Raw genomic sequence first — 20,836 nt, 5'->3', positions numbered from 1 at the left:
AATATCATGGAGTCGAAAAAACTGAAAGCATAACATCACTGCACAAAAGGATTTCATTGTGTATATAAAAAAATACAATGAAGTAGACAGAGGTAAGACAGATAGACGTTTAAGATGTCTTAAAATCCCCTCTGTCTATTTCTATGTTTATACATAAGTTATGATTTTTCATCATACAGTGGTCAAAATATAGAAATATTAGTAAATATTTATGATGAAATTTACCATAAAAGACTATCATGCTCACCTTCAATGTAAAGTAAAATGTTCCAGAAATTCAGCAGCCATACTCTGCATTTTTATTATGCTATAAACAATGGATTTATAATTTACTATTAGGTCTTATGGAACATGTAGCAATATTTTATGCAACTTAGCTCAGTTTTTTGCAACTTACCCCTTAGAGTATTGACTTAATTATTTATTTATCATATTATCCCTATATATTGATTATTACAAGGAGGATTTTATGTTAGGAGTTATGATTATATTTATTTTATTAGTTATTGAATTAGGATTCATGGTTTATAGTTTAAAAACAAAATCAGAACAAAGAAAAGTTAAGCATGTTATACGATTATGTGAGTTTGCACTATTTTGTCTTTTAGTTATGGTTCGAGTTGTTCAATTGAATTTCAGATGGTATATGCTTTTAATCATTCTATTAATTCAAGCATTTATAGGAATTGTATTTTTAGTTAAAAAACCTGAATCAAATAAAGTTTTTAAGAAGAAATATGCAGTATTGTCTTTTGTTAACCGTTGTGTGTTACTAGTTTTTGCAATTATACCATCTATTTTATTTCCACAGTTTGATGATATTGAACCAAGTGGTAACTACTCTGTAGCAACAGAAAGCTATACTTTAACTGATGCTGACAGAATAGAAACTTATTCTAATGAGGGCGACAATAGAAAGATTACAATGCAGTTTTGGTATCCAGACGTAGAATCAGAGAATGAAAAGTATCCATTAGTAATCTTTTCTCATGGTGCTTTCGGATTTCGAGGAAGTAATTATTCAACATTTATGGAACTTGCAAGCAACGGGTATGTGGTATGTAGCATTGACCATACTTATCAATCATTTTTTTCAAAGCAGACTGATGGAAAAACGGTAATAGTTAACAATGATTTTATAAATGATGCAATTGCAGTACAAAATGGTGATTATGATGATGAAAAAACTTATGAACTAACTCATGAGTGGCTGAAATTAAGGACTGATGATATCAATTTCGTTCTTGAAACAATACTGAATAATAAAGATAATGCATATGTTTATAATTTAATTGATACAGAGAAAATAGGATTAAGCGGTCATTCCCTTGGTGGAGCTACAGCTGCTGAGCTTGGAAGGATGAGAAAAGATATTGATGCAGTCATTGTCATTGATGGAACTATGATTGGAGAACAAATTGATTTTGTTGATGGAAAATCAGTTCTAAACAATGATGCATACCCTGTACCAATTTTAAATATTTATAATGATGAACATTATAATGAAGCATTGTCAGATTCTTCAAATTATGCTAACATGGTAGCAAGTGAAAATGCAATTGATTCCCACGATGTAGTTTTTAAAGAATCCGGACATTTAAATTTTACAGATTTACCTTTATTTTCTCCGTTTTTAGCTAAAATGCTTGGAACAGGTAATATAGATAAGGTATATTGTATAGAAAAAATGAACAATGTTGTACTGGACTATTTTAACTATTATCTAAAGGATGGGAAAGAGTTAAATATTATGACTGAATATTAAAGGAAGTAAATATATGAAAATCAATGTAGAAATGATTGACAAGAAAAAAGAAGAGCAGTTGTTAATTCAATGCTATGAAGTTACACAACAAATAGACGAAATAATTAATTTTGTGAAATCAAGAGAAACATCCCTTACAGCCTACTGTGATTCACAAATACATTTTGTTTATTTACAGGATATTTACTACATTGAATCAGTTGATAATAAGGTATTTGCATATTTAGAGAGCCTGGTTTATGAACTTAAAATTAAGTTGTATGAGTTTGAAGAATTATATGGGGAAAGAAATTTCTTTCGCTGCTCAAAATCCGTAATAGTCAATCTCATGAAAATAGAATTTATAAAACCAGCTCTTAACGGCAGATTTATGGCAACCCTTAATAATAGTGAAAAAGTGATTATTTCAAGGCAGTATGTCACTGAACTAAAAGAAAGATTAAAAGGGGGATTATAATGAATTTTAATGATTTCTTAAAAAAATGCTTAATGAATTTCTTTATTATAGTTACATGTGTTTCAGTTGTAATTGGAATTATAGGATTAATTTATGAACCAAACAGAAGATTCGGATATGAAGCATATTTTTCACCTCTTATCTTTGGGGCAATAAGTACTATTTCTTTTTTTGTAACTTATTCTAAAAAAGAATTGACAGTAAGACAAATGATATTTAGAAATTTTCTTCAGCTTCTGGTACTAGAATGTTTGATATTAATAACAGGTTACTCTTTTGGGATAATGAAGGATAAAATGATTTTAACATCAGTTGCTTTATCTATAGTAATTGTATTTATTATTGTACATATTATTTCATGGCTATTAGATTTTAAAACAGCAGTTATACTAAATGATAGTTTAAAAGCTTATCAAAGAAATGATAGCAATACCACTTTATAGTAAATTCACAAGAAAACATATTCAATTTTGTAAATTTAAATACTCCCCCAATCAGGTGTATTAGTATTATTGTTATCTCATGTTTTCTTTATATTTTAGTGAATCATGAAATAATTTCAAAAACAGTACCTTGGTTACCATCAGATACATTCGTAGAGCCATAAACCCCTAAATATAGTCTGGTATTATCTAGATTTGATCCTAAACTAACATAAAAAGACGATTGAGACCCAAAATTGTAATCAGTTTCAATTACACTATAATCATTTAGCTTACAATCTGTTCTTATCCTAGTATAAGCTAAAACCCCTCTAGCAGGAGGTTGAGATTCTTCAGACCTGACAAAATCGGTAAAAACTACGCTTCCCGTTAAATTAGGGATTTCATTTCCCATATATGGCTGCACTCCTGTAAGTGCAGAACCCTCAAACTTATCAGGTCTTGGATCTTTATGATAATAACTTGTTAAAGGCTGAAGACGCAACACTGAAGTTTTTACTGCTTCATTATAATATGTAATTGTTTTTTCATCTAAAGTTGGATTTGCAGAACAGCCACTTATTATTGAAGTTGGAAAAGCACCTTCCCAACCTCTCCAGCCAAGGTTAATAAATCCTTCTTGGGAAGGTTCAAATTTTTGTAAAGAATCTTGAATAAGCTGAGTAACTGGTATTGGATTGTAATAAATGAAAGAAAAAATCGATTCTACCAGATCCTGTCCGACATTTCCCACATATTTTATGTATTGATTATAATACCTTTGATATGAAATGCCAGGTATATTGCGAACCCCTTTTGCAATTACCGTAAGCATTTTTTGTATAGGGATAGGAATTTCATCAAAACGTGTGACTACAGGTGGATTATCGATAAGTGCATTATAAGTTACATCAATTTCAATTATTTTACCGGCAATTTCCATATTATCCTGGCTTAAATTAAATGGATCATATCCTGATCCGCCATCTCCAGTTGTTAAAACAAGTTTTCCTGTTTCAGGTGAAAAGTTTAGGCTATTGACGCCATTATGATTAAAAAAGGGTCTTCTTAAATTAAGTAATGTCCTCTGCTTTTGAGGTTGACTATTCGGTTGTAAAGCCCATTCTTCAACTGTATCAATATGATCATATTGATTTTCTCTATTAATCCACTTTAGAGATAAAGTTCTTGGGTCACATGGATTAGGGGTAAAAGATTGAGAAAGAGCACCTGGACCTTGTGTTCCAGCTACTGAATAATGAAGATAAAACAGTCCATTATAATTAAATTCAGGATGAAAGGCTAGCCCTACTAACCCCCGTTCATCATATCCACCTCTATTAGCACCTAGTTTAATAATGCGCGAGCGAATATCTAAAAAAGTACCTACAACTCCGTTTCTTATGTAAAAAATTTCTCCTAATTGGGTTGCAATAATTATACTTTCAATTGAGTCACCTGGAAGTATAGTTGTTTTCAAAACAGTGGGTAAATTTATATTACTAACAATTGGACGTAAACTAACTTTAACTTTTATCAACTAATTTTACACCCCTTCCTATTATTTTCTTTATAAGTATATGATTTGAACTGGTCTTTTAGTACCAAATTGGGTCTACTCCTAACTTGATAGTGCTTGTAGAGAACATTATTGAAATAATCAAGCATAAAAATATTTTAATATATGGGAATTAGTGTTATAATTTAACAAGCTATTTCACAATTATGGAATTATGTACAATAATTAAAAGAAAAATATTTTCAAAAGATCAATAAGAGTAGAGAGAGGTTAATAGCTGAAAGAAAAGCTGATTATATAAAATCAGAAGTAAAACTTTATATGAAGACAACCGATGAATCAAAGAGCAAAATAAAATATTTTGGTGCTCCATTAGAACCAGAAAAAGGGATAATATTAGGAGCATACGCAGAGGGTGGAGCTTCATATGCAGATCTTGAAACAGGTTTAGATATAACAAGTTATTCAGCAAAGCAAATAAAAGACTTCTACATGTATTTACCAATTAAATACCCAATGTTTATGATGAAAACAATGTTTTGATTTTGACAAGAAAATTCAAGACAACGGTTGAATAGTAATTTAAAATCCACAAAAACGACTTCTGAGAGGTATGTATGGACGAAAGAATAAGGAAAGTAATTTTAAATTTGCAGCAGAATAACATGGCAGGATACTATGTTGAGAATAAAAAAGAGTTGCTTAAATTAATAGATACGTTGATGAGAAGTGGCGAAAAGGTTGGATGTGGAGATTCCGTTACGCTAGAGGAAACAGGTGTATTTGATTTTGTTCGATGCAACGACTTTAATTTTTATGACAAATATCAGTCTGGGCTCACCACAGATGAAAAGCGGGCAATCTACCTAAAAAATTTTGACGTAGACACGTTTTTAACCGGTACCAATGCTATTACGCTTGATGGAAAGCTGTTCAACATTGATGGTAATGGAAGCCGCGTTGCTCCTATGCTGTACGGACCGAAGCAAGTAATCGTTGTAGTCGGTATCAATAAATTGGTAGATACCGTAGATGATGCAGTCTACCGTACAAGGCAAATCGCAGCCCCTTTGGATGCGAAACGACTCAAAAAGGATACACCATGTACGAAGCTGGATAAATGCATTGATTGCAGGCATAAACAGAGGATTTGTAATGATTTTGTTCTTATTGCGGGACAGTTTGTCAAGGATAGAATAAAGGTAATCATTGTAAATGAATCATACGGATTTTAAAACGGTTTTTTGCGTAAGAGTATAAATACCAAAAAAATAAATTAAACTATAGGTTACTAAAAATAAATTTATGCCGTCTGGGGTGAAGTTAAAGTATTCACCATAGTCGGCTATTTTTTATTATTATTAGCTAAGCAGGGAGTTGGAGGCTTGAATGTAAAATTAATTAATAAATATTTCTCTGTATCGTCTAAAATATAATTGACAAATAGTCTAATTAGACTATAATATTTATGAGATGTTAGTCTAATTAGACTAATGATAATTTTGATAGTTTTAAAAACTTAAGAAAATCTACTGAAGCTATGAATTAAATAAGTAACTACTAAATATTTATTGAGAACTGGAAACATTTCTTCATAAATATTAAATAAAAAGAAGGGATGAAAAAAATGGTTAAGTCATTTTTAATGTTAGGACAATCAAATATGGCTGGACGAGGGTTTATTCATGAAGTACCCCCGATTTATAATGAAAGAATACAAATGCTACGTAATGGTAGATGGCAAATGATGACTGAGCCCATCAATTATGACCGTCCTGTTTCGGGAATAAGTCTAGCGGGTTCATTTGCAGATGCCTGGTGTGGTCAAAATGGAGAAGATATTATTGGTTTAATTCCTTGTGCTGAAGGTGGAAGTACACTGGATGAGTGGGCTGTAGAAGGAGTACTTTTTAGACATGCAATAACTGAAGCTAAATTTGCTATGCAAAGTAGTGAGTTAACAGGAATTCTGTGGCATCAAGGAGAAAGTGATAGTGTTAATGGTAACTACAAAGTTTATTACAAAAAGCTGCTATTAATTATTGATGCTCTTAGAAAGGAACTGAATGCTCCAGATATTCCATTTATTATTGGTGGGTTAGGAGATTATTTGGGTAAAGAAGGATTTGGAAAAAGCTGTTCTGAATATAACTTTATTAATCAAGAGCTGCAAAAGTTTGCTTTTGAACAAGATAATGCTTACTTTGTCACAGCCTCAGGTTTAACTTCTAACCCCGATGGTATTCATATTAATGCAATTTCACAAAGAAAATTTGGTTTACGATACTTTGAAGCGTTTTCTAATAGGCAGAATGTATTGAAGCCATTAATTAATGAAAATGAGCTGCTAAATATAATTCATGCTAGAGCGCATACCAAAGCAGAAAAGATATATATAGAAAGTATGGATTTTGCGTTCGGGAAAATATCCTATGCTGATTTCATATCTCAAGTAATGCGGATAAACCAGGACTAAACCTTATAATTATGAAATAACTATTAATATAATTTTTATGAAGAACAAAAAGGAGATGTTTTTTTGATACCATTACTAATTTTAGGTTTATTGAAACAAAACTCAGGTTCTTACGGATATGAACTATTAGCCTTAATGGAAGAGAGACACTATAAATATATAGTAAATTTCACTAAAGGGTCATTCTATTATAATCTTCAACAATTAGAAGAAAAACATTATATTAAAAAAATTGACCAATTAGACAATACTAGAGAGACGAACAATTATATCATCACTGAATTAGGGGAAAAAGAATTTGAAAAATTGATGTATAAGTATGGATCTAAGACGGAGTATGTAAATTTATCTTTTTATTCAGCAATGCTATTTGCTAATGAATATAAAGAAGAGGAACTAATAAAACTAATAGAAATACAAATCGAGCAAACTCAGGTGAAGATTTCTTTATTAGAACAATCTCTAAAGCATAATGAAACAATCCCTATTTATTTTAGAAAAATGCTTGAAAATTCATGTTCTCATCACTTAGTAAATGTAGAGTGGTTTGAAGGATTGTTAAAAGATATAAGAAATAAAAATGCATGATTTTTACGATAATAAATTAAAAAAATTACTTATTTTCTTTTATATAATCATAAACGTCTTTGGTCCTATAAGAAGGACCAATTATTTTTATAACGTGAGAATGATGCAACAGCCTATCTAATATTGCATTATCTAATGTCATATCAGAAAAAACATCACCCCATTTACTAAAAGGCTGATTCGTTGTAATTATTGTTGAATTACGTTCATACCTTTTGGTTATTAATTGAAAGAATAAATTAGCTCCTAACTGATCTACTGGGAGATATCCAATTTCATCAATAACTAGAACCTTATATTTGCTGTAATGTTTAAGCCTTGCTTCAAGTCTGTTTTCATTGTAAGCTTTTCTAAGATTTTGTATTAAATCATGGCAAGTGATAAAATGTGTCAAATGTCTTTTGCTCGCAGCTTCAATAGCAATTGAAGTTGCAAGATGAAGGAAATCCTGCTACACTTATTTGTATTTTAGAGGCCATTTCATTTTTATATATTATTTCTTTTTCAGTAAGATGAACTAATGCATCTAAGACACTAATTTCCTCCTTTGCTACTGTATCTAAATATGTAGGTACGTATGAGTACATCTTTTCTAAATTTAACGTTTCTAAGTTATTTAATAATTTTGCATACATTTTATTCTCCTATCAGCATGTCCATTTTCATCATGTTTTCATGTATAAAAGATGTTGTAGTTAAATTTTTTATCGCTTAATGTATGACAAACTATTAAATCATTGCTATAATATATATTAATATTATTGTTATCCAAGCAATTAATATTGAGTTTCTTACCAATATATTTGGTAGGTACAGAGTATTTTTTACCGTTATAGCTAATCATAGATTCTTTATTTACCTTATATTCTTTTTGAGCGGAGATATATGATAACAACAAATCTATGTTATATATTGGTTTTAAATACTCTTTTTCTTTTTTAAAAAGTCCTAATGGCATTTCATTAGTTGCCTGTGATACTTCTAAATTAATGTCATCTCTAAATTCATTTACTATATCTTCTAAATCTGAATAATCCTCAAATTCTTCGTTATTTACTTTCAATCTATCAACCAATTTTATTCTTTAACTTGGTAGTTGTTTCTTTTGGTGAAGAATTTATTTATCGAGGATATATATACAATAAGTTAAAAGAAAAATCTGTAATTCGAGCTATGATTATCAGCGGAATACTTTGGGGAGTTGGTCACCATCAATACTAAATAATTCTAATATTTTCAAAGAAATACTTCACGAAATCGGTGGAGGTATTTTAAGTGGATGGTATTTTATTTATATTCAAGAAAAGTCAGGAATATCATGGATTCCAATTTTAATACATGCTATTCTTGACTATTCTTATTTATTTTTTGAACCATTAGTTGCAATTGCAACACTTATTTATTATATTAAATTGTCTAAAAATCATAAAAAGAAAGAAAAGGAGGATCCATTTCCTCGGATGATATTAATTGCTCTTTTAACGGCGCACTCGCCCTGTCTTCCCAATTTTGGCTTATGTTACTAAAATTTATTATGATAACTATTTCCCTTGCAAAACAAAAAAAATACAACATATAAATAAACATATTCTTACTATTAGTTGTTATTTTACATATAATTTGTTTTATAGTAGACATTTATTATTTTTACATGTATTATAGTAATGAGAAACAAGCTTAATAGAACTAAATGTAAATACATTTATATAAGCTGTAATATATAAAATAAAATTATATTTTTGAAGGAGAAAACATGAATAACAATATAATAGAAGAAATTAATTTTGTAAATGAGCCTGTGCTGAATTATGATTTAGGAAGTACTGAAAGAACTGAACTTGAAGCTGAATTAGTTAACATAAAAAATGGTATTATAGATATACCTGTAATAATAGGCGGAAAAGAAATCCGCACTGGCAATAAAGGTCTATGCATACTTCCTCATAATAAAAACAAGGTAATTGGAGAATTTCATAAGGCTGGCAAAAAAGAAATTGAAATGGCAATTGAAGAGGCTTTGAACGCAAAAGAAAAATGGGAAAAACTGCCTTGGCAATCAAGAATAGCTATATTTTTAAGAGCTGCAGAATTGGCTGCAGGACCTTGGAGAGCAAAACTTAACGCTTCTACAATGCTTACTCAAAGCAAAACTTATAAGCAGGCAGAGATAGATTCTGCTTGCGAATTAGTAGATTTTTTCAGAAATAATGCAGTTTGCTTGCAACAAATATATTCAGAACAACCATTATCAACAAAAAAGGTGTGGAACAAAACTGAGTACAGACCTCTTGAAGGATTTATTTTTGCTGTATCTCCATTTAACTTTACTTCAATAGCATGCAACTTGCCTAGTGCTCCTGCAATTGCTGGAAACACAGTCTTATGGAAACCAGCATCTAACACTGTATACACATCTTATGTAATTTATAAATTATTCCAGGAAGCGGGACTTCCTGACGGCGTAATAAATTTCATACCTGGAAATGCAGGGGAAATAAGCGATACAGTATTAAGTAATAAAAATTTAAGTGGAATTCATTTCACCGGTTCTACAAAAGTATTCCAAAATATGTGGACTGCAATAGGAAACAATATATATAATTATAAAACTTTCCCAAGACTTGTTGGTGAGACAGGCGGGAAAAATTATATAATAGTACACAATTCTGCTAATATAAACTCAGCTTCACGCGGACTTATTGATGGAGCATTTGAATATCAAGGACAAAAATGCTCTGCGGCATCACGCGCCTACATTGCAAAAAGCGTATGGTCTGAAGTAAAAGAAAATATATTGGAAAAAGCAGCTAATATAAAATTCGGAGATATTGAAGAAATCGACACATTTATGGGTGCTGTTATAGATAAAAAATCATTTGATACAATAAAAAACTACATAGAATATGCTAAAAATTCTAAAGATGCAGAAATAATATTCGGAGGAAACTGCGATGATAAAATTGGGTATTTTGTAGAACCAACTATTATAGTTACTTCTGATCCTCACTTTAAAACCATGGAAGAAGAAATATTTGGACCTGTTATGACAATATATGTATATGAAGATGAAAAATTTTCAGACATGCTTTCATTAGTTGACAGCACATCTAACTATGGATTGACAGGTGCAATATTTGCAAAAGATAGATACGCCATAGAACAAGCACAAAAAGCATTAGTTTATACAGCAGGCAATTTCTATATTAATGACAGACCAACGGGTGCAGTAGTTGGTCAGCAGCCGTTCGGAGGTTCAAGACTTTCTGGAACTAATGATAAAGCTGGTTCAAAAATCAACTTGATGCGCTGGATAAGTCCAAAGGTTACTAAAGAAACTTTAGCTAATTAAGAAGTCCTTATTGGCCTCTTCAAGCAGACTTTAAGCTAAAAAACGAAGTAGAATGGCCGAAACAATATGAACGAGCAAGATTGCGTAAAAAATAGTATCGGTGCTATAAAAAAAATATTATTTTAATAATTGACTTTGCAAACAATTTTAGACAAAAGGCTAAATATAAATGTAACTTTAATTCAGCATTCGAGCAAGCAAAAACTCGAATGCTTTTTTTACCAATTAATTTTATCTATAAATAATACATTGCTTACTGAAAGAAAAATAGTGTATAGTAAAATTTAGCGAAAGAAACATATTTTTGTAGAAAAATTTTTCGGATTGGAGTATAATGTTACTACAAATTATATTAAAAATACAAAGTATAAAAGTGTAAAAATACTAAAAGTTATGATAAATTATTATGGAGGGTAAGAATAATGATGTTGATCAGCAGAAAAATAGGAGAACGTAATCATATTGTTTCTGGAATAAATGAAGTAAATGCAGGAAATTTAAGTAAAAAATTTGTAAGTAGAGGATTAAGATTTAAAGGGCTTGCCGAGGAATTAAATAAATTACTTCTCAACTATAGAAGGGTTCTTGCAAATGTAGGAATGAATTCGGATACTCTATATAATAGAACAAAGAAATTATCTGCTATAACTGTGAAAACCAGCTCTGCCATGCGGGAAATAGCTATGACAGTAGAAAAAATTGCTTTAGGTGCTCAAAGACAAAATGAGATGTCTAATAAAATTGTTGAAAGTAGTCGAAAGTTAGTAAATATAGCAAATGAAACAATTGATAAAGTAGAGCTTACAAAGAATAATTTAGAGCAAACTGTTGTAGGATTTAGGGGTACTAGGGAAGTCTTGCAACATCTTATTGAGAAAATGCAAAATAGATCAAAGGAAAACATTTCGCTATCACTGAAGACAAAAGAAATATCAGAAGGATTAAGAACTATGAACGGCATTATAGATGTAGTGAAAAATATTTCTAAGCAAACAAATTTATTAGCGCTAAATGCATCAATAGAAGCTGCAAGAGCAGGAGAACAGGGAAAAGGTTTCTCGGTCATAGCTAGTGAAATAAGGGAACTGGCGCAGGCATCCAATAAGTCTGCTGATGAAATCAGTGAAATACTCAATAATTTTGAAGTGGAAATTAGGGGGTTAATTAATTGTTTTGATGATGGAGTTAGCCAAGAGCAGGAAGATTCCAAAATATTATCCGAAGTAGAAACAGGATTTAGCGACATAGCAGAAATTAGTAAACTTACAGTAACGTCTATGTTTCAAGTTTGCAGAGATATAGAATTGCAAGGGCAAGAAATTGAGAACATGAATAGTAACTTAATACAAATTACTACAGCGTCAAATGAGATTAGTGGAGCAACACAACAAGTAGCTTCAGTAATTGAAGAGCAATCAAACACACTTGTAGTAATGGCTAAAGAAGCTGAATCTTTTGAGAAAATGAGTGAAACAATGACGAAGGTCATTAAGGAACACTCACAAGTGAAAATTCCAAAAGAGACACTAAATTCCATTAAGAATAAGTGGACTACTTTCGTTAAAAATTTAGTACAAAATCCTGATATAATAAAATTAAATGGAAATGTGCATACAAAATTGTTTAAGGAACTTTCAAAGAAAAATAATGATAAAATAGTTCTCTATACATATATGCCAGATAGTACAAGGGTGGGTTGTAATCTTGATGGTATACCCCCAATAGATTTGAGAGATCGACCTTGGTTTATTGGTGCATTGCAAGGGAAGACTTTTGTTTCTGATTTATACATTACTACTGATACCAACGAAATCGTATTAACAATAGCATCACCTATATATAATAAAAATGAAGTTATAGCAATGTTAGGATTAGACGTAGTAATAGAGAGTTAATATACAGTTATGGTAATGCAATCCAATCCCAAAATAAAAAAATTATCATAAATTAATATTGAGAAATATATGAATATTATTTAATAAAAGATGACACAAATTGTGTCATTTTTTTTGTCATTGACAAATGGCCAAACGCTCTTTTATTTATTAAAATAAAAAGTATAATTATAGATAAAGTTATATAAAGACAAAATTCAACATGAAAAATATGACTTTGTTAGAGTTTTATATTTTTAGAAAAATATGAAAGAGAATGTTATTAAATAACAAGGAGGAATAATTAATGAAGAAAAAAGTTATATCTTGGATTTTGATTTTTACAATGATATTTACCCAGAATTTCTTTATTCCAATGTTAGCTAGTGCGGATTCTGTTGTCCCAAGCCCTAGTGGAACACCAGAATTTAATGGTGGTGGAGAGTCTGATTGGTGTGGTAGTTATCCCAAACCAGGTGATAGCATATTTTATGTTGAGGCAATAGGTAAAAACTTAGGGGAGCTATCAGCAGAAGTATCATCATATGATGGTATTTATACTGCTGTAGCATCACAAAGTGAGCGATGGTATTTAGGCAAAACAGCTCAAGGTGATGAGCGCTACATTTATGAAATGATAATGGACGGCGGAGTAACTTTAAATTCATCAGATAATTATTATGTTCGCCTCAAAGATAATGGAGATACATATTATGATAACAGTGATGCTTATTTTAGTTGCTATTCAATGAGTATTTATGTTAATGAAAATAATATCCCTGTGGAAATAACTGATAGTGTTACTAAAGTGCCATTTGATATTTCATTATATGGTTTAGATAGTGGTGTACAAAAAGAAAATATATCTATCAAATTATACAGTGGAACAAAATCAAGCTTTTGGAGTCCTGTTAGCACAGTAAATTTAATTGCAACTCTACAAGATGATGAATATGATATGGTAGTAATCGGTGGGGAAGAACAATGCATTATAGGAAACTTTACAATTTTAAATCAACCAGCACAGGGGGATAAACTTTATATTGAAATTGAAATTTCTGGAGAAAAATATTATACAAATACTCCTATTAATGTAATTTCGGAATTAACTATAGGACAATTTAAGCTAACAAATGCAGTAGTAGGGAGGCAATCATCAGGAGGTCACGGTGAATCTATGTCTAATTCATATGAGGGTGCTGATGATGCTACATTCTATTTAGGAAGTACAACTACTTCAACAGCTCATAAATTCACATTAACAAGTGGAAATATCAATAATTCATCACTAATTGTAGTCACTGACAATAATGGGAATAGTATTTTAAGACCAGATTCAGTTAATGTTGACGGACCTAAAAATGGAGTCTTTACTACAACTGGAAAGGTAGATGTCCCAAGTGGTGCATCATCAATAAAATTCAATTATGGTGGGAGTTTAGTTCATACCGTTCCTATAGAAAGAACAGATGTAGTAGGTGGCGTTTCTTTAACACCGGTAGACTATGATTTGTTTCAAGGTAATTATTTATTGCCAGCGGATACAACTGATTTTCAGGTAGTATTATCAGGGTTGAATTTACAATCTTCCATAACTAGCTGTTCTGCTATACTATCAGATGATGTAGTTGGATGTAGTTTAGAAAGTTCGGATGGAGAATATTTATTTAACATATCTTCAACGGAACCGCTAAACTATTCATTATATTTAGAAATACTATTGGAAGGAATGAAAATAAGCAGCTTATCATATGAAGAGGGAACGGGCATAAAAGCTAATTCTGATTTTACAATAGGAACTAATATTGCTTTTGGTAAATTGTATTCACCTATTAGTGGATCTGTAGTAGACCCAGCTCTCGCTAGTATATCTGGAAGTAGAGCATTAACGCTAAATGGAGAGGGCTTTAACAGTGGAAAGACGTATACAGCCCATTTCATGGAACATACTAAAAACGGATTGTCTGCAACCCCTCTAGAAGTAGCAGTTAGTTTCGTATCTTCTAAAAAGCTTCTTATTTCATCAGCACAAACTGATAATATGGCACGTGGTTGGTATGAAGTGTACTTAAAAGAAAATAACACACAAATAAATGGCTTTTGTGAAGTAGCACTACTACCAGCTGAGGATGTTGTAACTATTATAAATCCAACTGTAAAAATCAACGATGGTGCACCGTATATAACAGAACAACAAGTCACTATTAATATCACATCAGGAAGTTTTAATCAGGTTAGATTTACTGAAAATTTATCATCACTTTCTACATTGCCTTTTTCTTCCATAGAAAATTCAGTTAGTTTTACATTAAGTGATGGGTTTGGAAATAAGACTATTTATTTTGAATTCAAGGGCACTGGGGGTGTTGTATATAATACATCTGTCTCTGTAAATTACCGCACAACTTTTGCTGAAGCACCGACTATTTGTGGAATAATGGGAAAATATGGAGAAGAAATACTAACATTAAATAAATTTGCAGATTACAATCTCTATATTCAATTAGGTGGTGCTGGTAATGTAGGTATGGTTGATGTATTAGATGAAATGGACAATATCCTTGAAACATATACATTGAAGCGAACTTCAGGTACGGAAGATTTATACACATATTCAAAGTTAATTAATTTTAATGATTCTAATGCAAAAAAATTGTATTTTTATATGATTGATACTTTAGGATTAAATTCAAAGTATAATGAAGTTCTAGTAAATGTCGTTGAAGAACCATATATTACATATTATCGTTCAGACATAAAAACTGAATTCCTTGGGGGAAAATATTATGTTGAAAATCTAAGCAACATAAAATATACCATCAATGGAAAAGCAAACTTCAATGGTATAGCGACTCTTAATTATAAAGATGCAGCTAATGTGGATAAAAGTAAAGATACAAATCTAATAGAAACAAAAAATGGGGTTTATTCAGGTCAAGAATCTATACCATCTGATGCAGCAGAGATAGTTTCTATAGAATATAAAATAGTAGATCCTTCTTTTGTAACAAATTTTGTTTCTAAGATAGAGGAAAAACCATATTCTGTAGCAGCTCAAGTAGAATTTAATGGATTACCAAATACAGGAGATTTCGATGGTAAATATCTTCGAATTTTTAATCATGATGGGAGAAGCAAAACGAAAATAATTGATAATGGAAATACAAATTTTGATTTTAATATTATAAAGCCAGGAAGTTATAACTATTCTTTGCTTGACAGTTTAAACACATATAAAAGTGGTCAATTTGATGCTGTATCTGGTGAAGCTGCAACAATAGACTTGAGTAATGCTCGTAAACCAGCAAGCATAATATTTAATGTTAATGGTGCTGAATTATCTCCTGATGCATACATAAATTATAGCTATACCGTTAATGACAATATTTATAATGGATATGCAAAACCTAATGTAGAAAAAGTAGGATTATATGAAGGTATGGTAATTGATAGTTACAATTTGGTTTTACCATATTCTGATTTAAAAAAATATAGTTTGCCTGAAAAGGTTACAACACCTATAACACTTAACGGGGGAGTGAACTCGCAAAATTTAACTGTAAGTAATATTTCAACATCAACCATTCAAATTACGATAAATGATAGTAATGTGGAAGGAAGAACATTGATAGGAGCAACAGTTAGTTTGAATCAAGTTGTGATCAATGGTCAAATTCATTTTTATTACAATACTTCAGGAGTAACTGATGAGAATGGAAAGGTATTGTTTACAGTGTATCCAAATTTTGATACCGAAATAGTAGCAAGTAAAGAAAATTATGAAACTAAATTTGTAGAATATGCAACAAGTAATGAAGCTAATCAAGAGATTGATGTGGATTTAAATTATGCTGACCAAAACAGATTAAAAATAAATTCATATTCAAGACCTCTTCAAACTAATAATGAAAATTATAATGATATACTATTATTGGAAAATTACAATTCTATATCATATATAAAAATCACTGATACAGAAGGAAATTACATTGTAGGTAGCGGTAACAGTGATACAATAGAATTGGGCAAAGAATTGAGCAATCAAACTATTAGAGTATATCCAAAGTTTCACAATGGATATGTAAATGAAGTTGAATTTTACACAGTTACCCTTGATGAATATGGAAATGGTGCAGTTGATTTAGTAGCGATTCCTAAGGGAGTTATTACAGCGGATATAGTTAAAAAAGTTGAAACTCCTCCTGCTACTTATATGGCAATTTACAATGAATTAGGTAATATTGTTTCATATTTCATCAGTTCAGATGAAAAAGTTACCTCGGATACATATGCTTTAAATGAAGGAGATTATACCGTTTTAATTTTCTCAAGCTATGATATAACAAACTTAAATGGACTTTCAAAAATTGAGACATTCGATTCTTTGGGATGGATAGAAAATACACATTATGTTAAAAAAAGTGTCGTGGTGGAAAATGGAAAGGAATTAAAATTGGGAGAAATTACAATTCCTTCTAACGTTACAAAAGATATGTTAATTCCGTATGATGTACATTTCGATACTAAATTTGTACCTACATCAACAGATGGACGCAGTGGAAAAATATATGTTAAAGCAAAAGTAATAGTTAGTGAACTATTAAAAAACGATTTTACATTAAAATCAATATCTGCATATGATGATCAATATAGGGCAGTTTATGATAAGGCAGTAAATGGTGTTGAATCTAATTTTTATAGTGATAACTATACACCTGATGCAGAAGGAAATTATACTATAACCTACACTGCAGATTCAGTACCTGATAAACTTAAAAATAATTCAATTTTAAATCTTTATTTTAGTCGAAATGGAGTTGATAAAGGAGCAACATTTAGAACTGCTGTAGACACTCCTCAAGTAAGTATTATCGCATCAAAACAAGTAATAAAGCCAGCATCAGATATAACCATTCGTGGTATGGCTTTTGCTAATAGTGACATTGATATATATGACGGAGATGTATTGATTTGTAGTACTAAGGCTAACAGCAAACATAGCTATAGCATTGTTGCATCATTAACTACACCACAAAAAACCGCAGTACATACTCTGAGAGCTGAGATGACTACACAACAAGGCGAGGTATACAAATCAAAAGAAATATTATGTGAAGTAATAGATGGTGAAGACAGGGCAACTGTAAGCAACTATGAATTTATTAACATAGCTCATTACAGTTCATTAGATGACCCTGCTATAAAAAAATATTCCGTTGATACTCTCGGTGATACACCAGAGGGGGTTTGCATATATAATTCATCTGGATTAAGCCGTGTTAGTTTTAGAATAAATAAACTCGTGAGCTCACAGCTCGAAAATGTATATGTTATTAACACTAGTAAAGATGGATATAAAACAAAATATCCTGCTACTTTAGTTCGTGACAACTTAAATGGTCAATATTCTGATTGGAAAATGGAAGCTGTAATAGGTAGAGATATAGGAAATATATCAGTGTTTTACTCTCTGAAAAATGGAGAAGACATGGGGCTTTTGAATGGGTTTAATTCACCGTCAGAAGAGGACTTTGAAGATTCTCTCAATAATCTTGATAAAATTGAACCTGCTAATATTCCGCAACCATATCGAGATACTAATGGTGCAGTAATTGCTGAACAGACACAAAATTCATTAAAAGCTTACAAAAACTTCGGAGATGGAAAAATAGGAATAGAAGTGAACTATGAAGATGTAAATGGTTATTCAGTAGAACAGCTTATAGCACAAGGCTTTAGAAAAGTTTCTGTGGGTAGTGATGGAGAGTATTATTTGTATAAAGATAGTTCTACTGAAACAGGATATGATTTTAGGGTAAATAGAACCATGTATTTTAGTGAAGGATTAGCTAATAAACTAAAAAGTGGTACCATAGATGCAAACATTAATGAAAATCCAAAAATTTTAGTAGGTGCACAATTAAATTCATTGATTGCGAGCAGAGACAATGTATCAATAGTTACAAAAAGTATAAAAGCAGATATAATGGCTAAATCTACAAATTTAGATACTGCAAGGAATATATCTGGTAAAGTTGATTATATGGGATATGTTCAAAACACTGGTGAAATAGCATATGAAGGGTTCCGAAATAGAACAGCTAATCTTGGAAATTATGGAAAGGGAATGCAGGTTATAGGAGGAGTAGCAACAGCAGTACAAATATTTTCAGGACCAGCAAGCATAGATCCTGCTAATTTAAGAAGCTTAACTGATCGTATAAAGAATTCAAATGTACGCAGTAGATTATATGATGAAATTAGGGAATATCAGTATGCAAGAAGAGATAGTCACTCTATTAGTAGTCTAATGGGAGTTGTTGGTTACGGTTCAAGTTTTTTCTCCCTACCAGGCAAATGTTTAAGCTATATAGTATCAACTGGAAACATGGTTTATACTACAAAAATAGATGCAGAATATAATCTATGGGGGAATAGCATAATATCACAAATAATTATGCAGCTACGTTTGGAAGAAAAAGATATCGGCGAAGAAGATGATCCGGAAGACCCTGAATATCTAATGGATCCATCAGGTTATGTATTTGAAGCAATTGAAAACCAAAGAGTTGAGGGTATTACAGCAACAGCGCAAACTGATAATAACGGAAGTTGGGAAGCATGGGACGATGAGTTCTTGACATTGTCAGAGCAAGAAAACCCACAAATTACTGACAATAACGGTAAATATGGATGGGAGGTACCAGTAGGAAATTGGAGGGTTCTATTTAATGATAGTTCAAACAAATATCAAACAGCATTAACAAAATCTATGACCGTTCCACCAATGCATACCGAAGTTAATATAGGCCTTCTTTCTTTAGAGGCACCGGATGTTATAGGTGCAACCGCTGATTCATCAGGTTTAGAAGTTGAGTTTTCAAAATATATGAAAGCTGAATCCATATATGATAAAGAAAACAATGTATCGAATATTCAAGTTTTTGAAACGGTTGGAGGACAAAATATTCCATGTTATGATATTGATTTCATCGTGGCTGCACCAAATACAGGATATGTGGTTGATGGAGTTTATCAAAGTGATGTTATATCATCAGATACATTTGTAAAGCGTATTAGATTTAATGCGGATAATACACAATATCTTGGAGGATTTAAACAATTTGAAGATGATGGAGTAACACCGAAAAAATATACAGTATTAGTATCTCAAAATGCATTAAGCTATGCAGGAGTTCCTATGGAAAGTGACTATACAAAAGATATTGAGATTACAGCAAGACAAACAGTTCTTGAGCCAATTGTAAATATAAGTGGCGGTAAATATGATGATGCACAAGAAGTAATTTTAACCACAGAAACTGAAGATGCAGCGATTTACTACACAACAGATGGAACAACACCAACTCCAACATCAAGAACATATACAGCACCAATTTTAATTTCTGAATCTTGCAAATTAAAGGCGATAGCTTCAAAAGTAGGAATGGATGATAGCACTGTGTTTTCGACAACATATACAATTGGTGAAAAAACATATGACGAAACACCAATTGATGATGGAGATGGTAATAACGGCGGAAACAGCGGTGGAAATGGAAGTGGTAGCAATAACATTGTAAATGATACAACAGGGCAAGAAATTGTTCAAACACCAATATTTAAAGACGTTAATTCAGACGATTGGTATTTTGAAAGTGTAAATTATGTAGTTGCGAAAGGGTTGTTTAAAGGAATAACAGATGAAGAATTCGGACCGCAAATGAGTATGACAAGGTCTATGATTGTAACTGTTTTATACCGATTAGCAGGTTCACCAACAATAAAGGGTACATCGTATAAAGATATAGAAACACAATCTTGGTATGAAAATGCAGTTATATGGGCATCAAAAAATAAAATTGTGGAAGGCTATGGTAACGGATTATTTGGAACACTAGATAATATAACAAGAGAGCAGTTGTCAGTTATACTGTATCGATATGCAAAATATATGAAATATGATGTATTATCGACTGTTGATATTACAAACTTTGCAGATAATAATAATATTTCATCATGGGCCAGTGAACCAATAAAATGGATGATAGCAAATGGTTTATTAACAGGAAAACCTAACAATATTATAGATCCAAAAGGAGAGGCAACAAGGGCAGAAGTAGCAACAATTTTACAAAGGTTTATAGAAAAAATAGTTAAATAAAAATATAAGTAGAAACATTAAAAGTAGTGATGAGCTATAAAGTAGATAGTTCATCACTACTTTTATTGAATTTTTAGGTTCATTCAAATTACATTTATAATAAATTCTTTGAAAAAACAAAGAATTTTAGGTGAATAATTAGTATAAACAAAAGTACTAGAACAAATGTTTGACAGCCTATATTCACTGTGATATAATTTATCTATACTAATAAACAGGTGA

Annotated in this window: 14 protein-coding genes and 1 pseudogene; 12 read left to right on the top strand and 3 right to left on the bottom strand. The window is 31.1% G+C overall.

Features of this window, described 5'->3' with window-relative positions:
* Positions 1 to 469: 469 nt before the first annotated feature.
* Genes J2Z76_RS07265 through J2Z76_RS07255 form a run of 3 tightly spaced genes read left to right on the top strand, consistent with a single transcriptional unit; the run spans position 470 to position 2,665 of the window.
* Complete coding sequence (locus J2Z76_RS07265; protein ID WP_209511344.1) at positions 470 to 1,765, top strand: alpha/beta hydrolase family protein; 1,296 nt, start codon at positions 470 to 472, stop codon at positions 1,763 to 1,765.
* A gap of 13 nt (positions 1,766 to 1,778) precedes the next feature.
* Positions 1,779 to 2,222 (top strand): LytTR family DNA-binding domain-containing protein, encoded by a 444-nt coding sequence (locus J2Z76_RS07260; protein ID WP_209511343.1) that lies wholly within the window; start codon positions 1,779 to 1,781, stop codon positions 2,220 to 2,222.
* The gene (locus J2Z76_RS07255) at positions 2,222 to 2,665 is read left to right on the top strand and encodes a hypothetical protein (protein ID WP_209511341.1); all 444 of its coding nucleotides are present in this window, start codon (positions 2,222 to 2,224) and stop codon (positions 2,663 to 2,665) included. The genes J2Z76_RS07260 and J2Z76_RS07255 overlap by 1 nt, the downstream gene beginning before the upstream one ends.
* A gap of 103 nt (positions 2,666 to 2,768) precedes the next feature.
* Here the strand turns inward: J2Z76_RS07255 and J2Z76_RS07250 are convergent, their stop codons facing one another.
* The gene (locus tag J2Z76_RS07250) at positions 2,769 to 4,184 is read right to left on the bottom strand and encodes a PQQ-dependent sugar dehydrogenase (RefSeq protein ID WP_209511339.1); all 1,416 of its coding nucleotides are present in this window, start codon (positions 4,182 to 4,184) and stop codon (positions 2,769 to 2,771) included.
* A 300-nt stretch (positions 4,185 to 4,484) separates the two neighbouring features.
* Here J2Z76_RS07250 and J2Z76_RS07245 point away from each other — a divergent pair, with 300 nt between their 5' ends.
* From J2Z76_RS07245 to J2Z76_RS07230, 4 genes are all read left to right on the top strand, one after another.
* Complete coding sequence (locus J2Z76_RS07245; RefSeq protein ID WP_209511338.1) at positions 4,485 to 4,706, top strand: hypothetical protein; 222 nt, start codon at positions 4,485 to 4,487, stop codon at positions 4,704 to 4,706.
* 74 nt (positions 4,707 to 4,780) lie between these two features.
* Entirely contained in the window at positions 4,781 to 5,398 is a 618-nt protein-coding gene (locus J2Z76_RS07240; protein WP_209511337.1) for a lactate utilization protein, read from the top strand.
* 392 nt (positions 5,399 to 5,790) lie between these two features.
* Positions 5,791 to 6,639: a sialate O-acetylesterase gene (locus tag J2Z76_RS07235; protein WP_209511336.1), complete on the top strand. Its 849-nt coding sequence runs from the start codon at positions 5,791 to 5,793 to the stop codon at positions 6,637 to 6,639.
* A 63-nt stretch (positions 6,640 to 6,702) separates the two neighbouring features.
* Positions 6,703 to 7,227 carry a PadR family transcriptional regulator gene (locus tag J2Z76_RS07230; RefSeq protein WP_209511335.1) on the top strand — a complete coding sequence of 175 codons (525 nt, stop codon included), beginning with the start codon at positions 6,703 to 6,705 and terminating at the stop codon, positions 7,225 to 7,227.
* 25 nt (positions 7,228 to 7,252) lie between these two features.
* Here the strand turns inward: J2Z76_RS07230 and J2Z76_RS17070 are convergent.
* A pseudogene (locus J2Z76_RS17070) lies at positions 7,253 to 7,862 on the bottom strand (ATP-binding protein).
* A gap of 38 nt (positions 7,863 to 7,900) precedes the next feature.
* The gene (locus tag J2Z76_RS07220) at positions 7,901 to 8,290 is read right to left on the bottom strand and encodes a Mu transposase domain-containing protein (protein WP_209511334.1); all 390 of its coding nucleotides are present in this window, start codon (positions 8,288 to 8,290) and stop codon (positions 7,901 to 7,903) included.
* A 26-nt stretch (positions 8,291 to 8,316) separates the two neighbouring features.
* Between J2Z76_RS07220 and J2Z76_RS17065 the strand changes: the two genes are divergently transcribed.
* From J2Z76_RS17065 to J2Z76_RS07195, 5 genes are all read left to right on the top strand, one after another.
* Complete coding sequence (locus J2Z76_RS17065; protein WP_209511333.1) at positions 8,317 to 8,448, top strand: CPBP family glutamic-type intramembrane protease; 132 nt, start codon at positions 8,317 to 8,319, stop codon at positions 8,446 to 8,448.
* Positions 8,421 to 8,753, top strand: a complete 333-nt coding sequence (locus J2Z76_RS07210) for a hypothetical protein (protein ID WP_209511332.1) — start codon at positions 8,421 to 8,423, stop codon at positions 8,751 to 8,753. Before J2Z76_RS17065 ends, J2Z76_RS07210 begins: the two co-directional genes overlap by 28 nt.
* 227 nt (positions 8,754 to 8,980) lie before the next feature.
* The gene (pruA, locus tag J2Z76_RS07205) at positions 8,981 to 10,576 is read left to right on the top strand and encodes an L-glutamate gamma-semialdehyde dehydrogenase (protein ID WP_209511331.1); all 1,596 of its coding nucleotides are present in this window, start codon (positions 8,981 to 8,983) and stop codon (positions 10,574 to 10,576) included.
* 422 nt (positions 10,577 to 10,998) lie between these two features.
* Entirely contained in the window at positions 10,999 to 12,471 is a 1,473-nt protein-coding gene (locus J2Z76_RS07200) for a methyl-accepting chemotaxis protein (protein ID WP_209511330.1), read from the top strand.
* A 286-nt stretch (positions 12,472 to 12,757) separates the two neighbouring features.
* Positions 12,758 to 20,614 carry an S-layer homology domain-containing protein gene (locus J2Z76_RS07195; protein ID WP_209511329.1) on the top strand — a complete coding sequence of 2,619 codons (7,857 nt, stop codon included), beginning with the start codon at positions 12,758 to 12,760 and terminating at the stop codon, positions 20,612 to 20,614.
* Positions 20,615 to 20,836 lie beyond the last annotated feature (222 nt).

The organism is Sedimentibacter acidaminivorans (genome assembly GCF_017873955.1).
GTDB lineage: Bacteria > Bacillota > Clostridia > Tissierellales > Sedimentibacteraceae > Sedimentibacter > Sedimentibacter acidaminivorans.
The sequence above is the reverse complement of the archived record's forward strand: the minus strand, read 5'-3'. Positions and strand labels throughout refer to the sequence as shown.

Bases quoted from the DNA above. Each gene is read 5' to 3' on its own strand.
- J2Z76_RS07265 (WP_209511344.1), top strand. From the start codon at position 470: ATGTTAGGAGTTATGATTATATTTATTTTATTAGTTATTGAATTAGGA.
- J2Z76_RS07260 (WP_209511343.1), top strand. From the start codon at position 1,779: ATGAAAATCAATGTAGAAATGATTGACAAGAAAAAAGAAGAGCAGTTG.
- J2Z76_RS07255 (WP_209511341.1), top strand. From the start codon at position 2,222: ATGAATTTTAATGATTTCTTAAAAAAATGCTTAATGAATTTCTTTATT.
- J2Z76_RS07245 (WP_209511338.1), top strand. From the start codon at position 4,485: ATGAAGACAACCGATGAATCAAAGAGCAAAATAAAATATTTTGGTGCT.
- J2Z76_RS07240 (WP_209511337.1), top strand. From the start codon at position 4,781: ATGGACGAAAGAATAAGGAAAGTAATTTTAAATTTGCAGCAGAATAAC.
- J2Z76_RS07235 (WP_209511336.1), top strand. From the start codon at position 5,791: ATGGTTAAGTCATTTTTAATGTTAGGACAATCAAATATGGCTGGACGA.
- pruA (WP_209511331.1), top strand. From the start codon at position 8,981: ATGAATAACAATATAATAGAAGAAATTAATTTTGTAAATGAGCCTGTG.
- J2Z76_RS07200 (WP_209511330.1), top strand. From the start codon at position 10,999: ATGATGTTGATCAGCAGAAAAATAGGAGAACGTAATCATATTGTTTCT.
- J2Z76_RS07195 (WP_209511329.1), top strand. From the start codon at position 12,758: ATGAAGAAAAAAGTTATATCTTGGATTTTGATTTTTACAATGATATTT.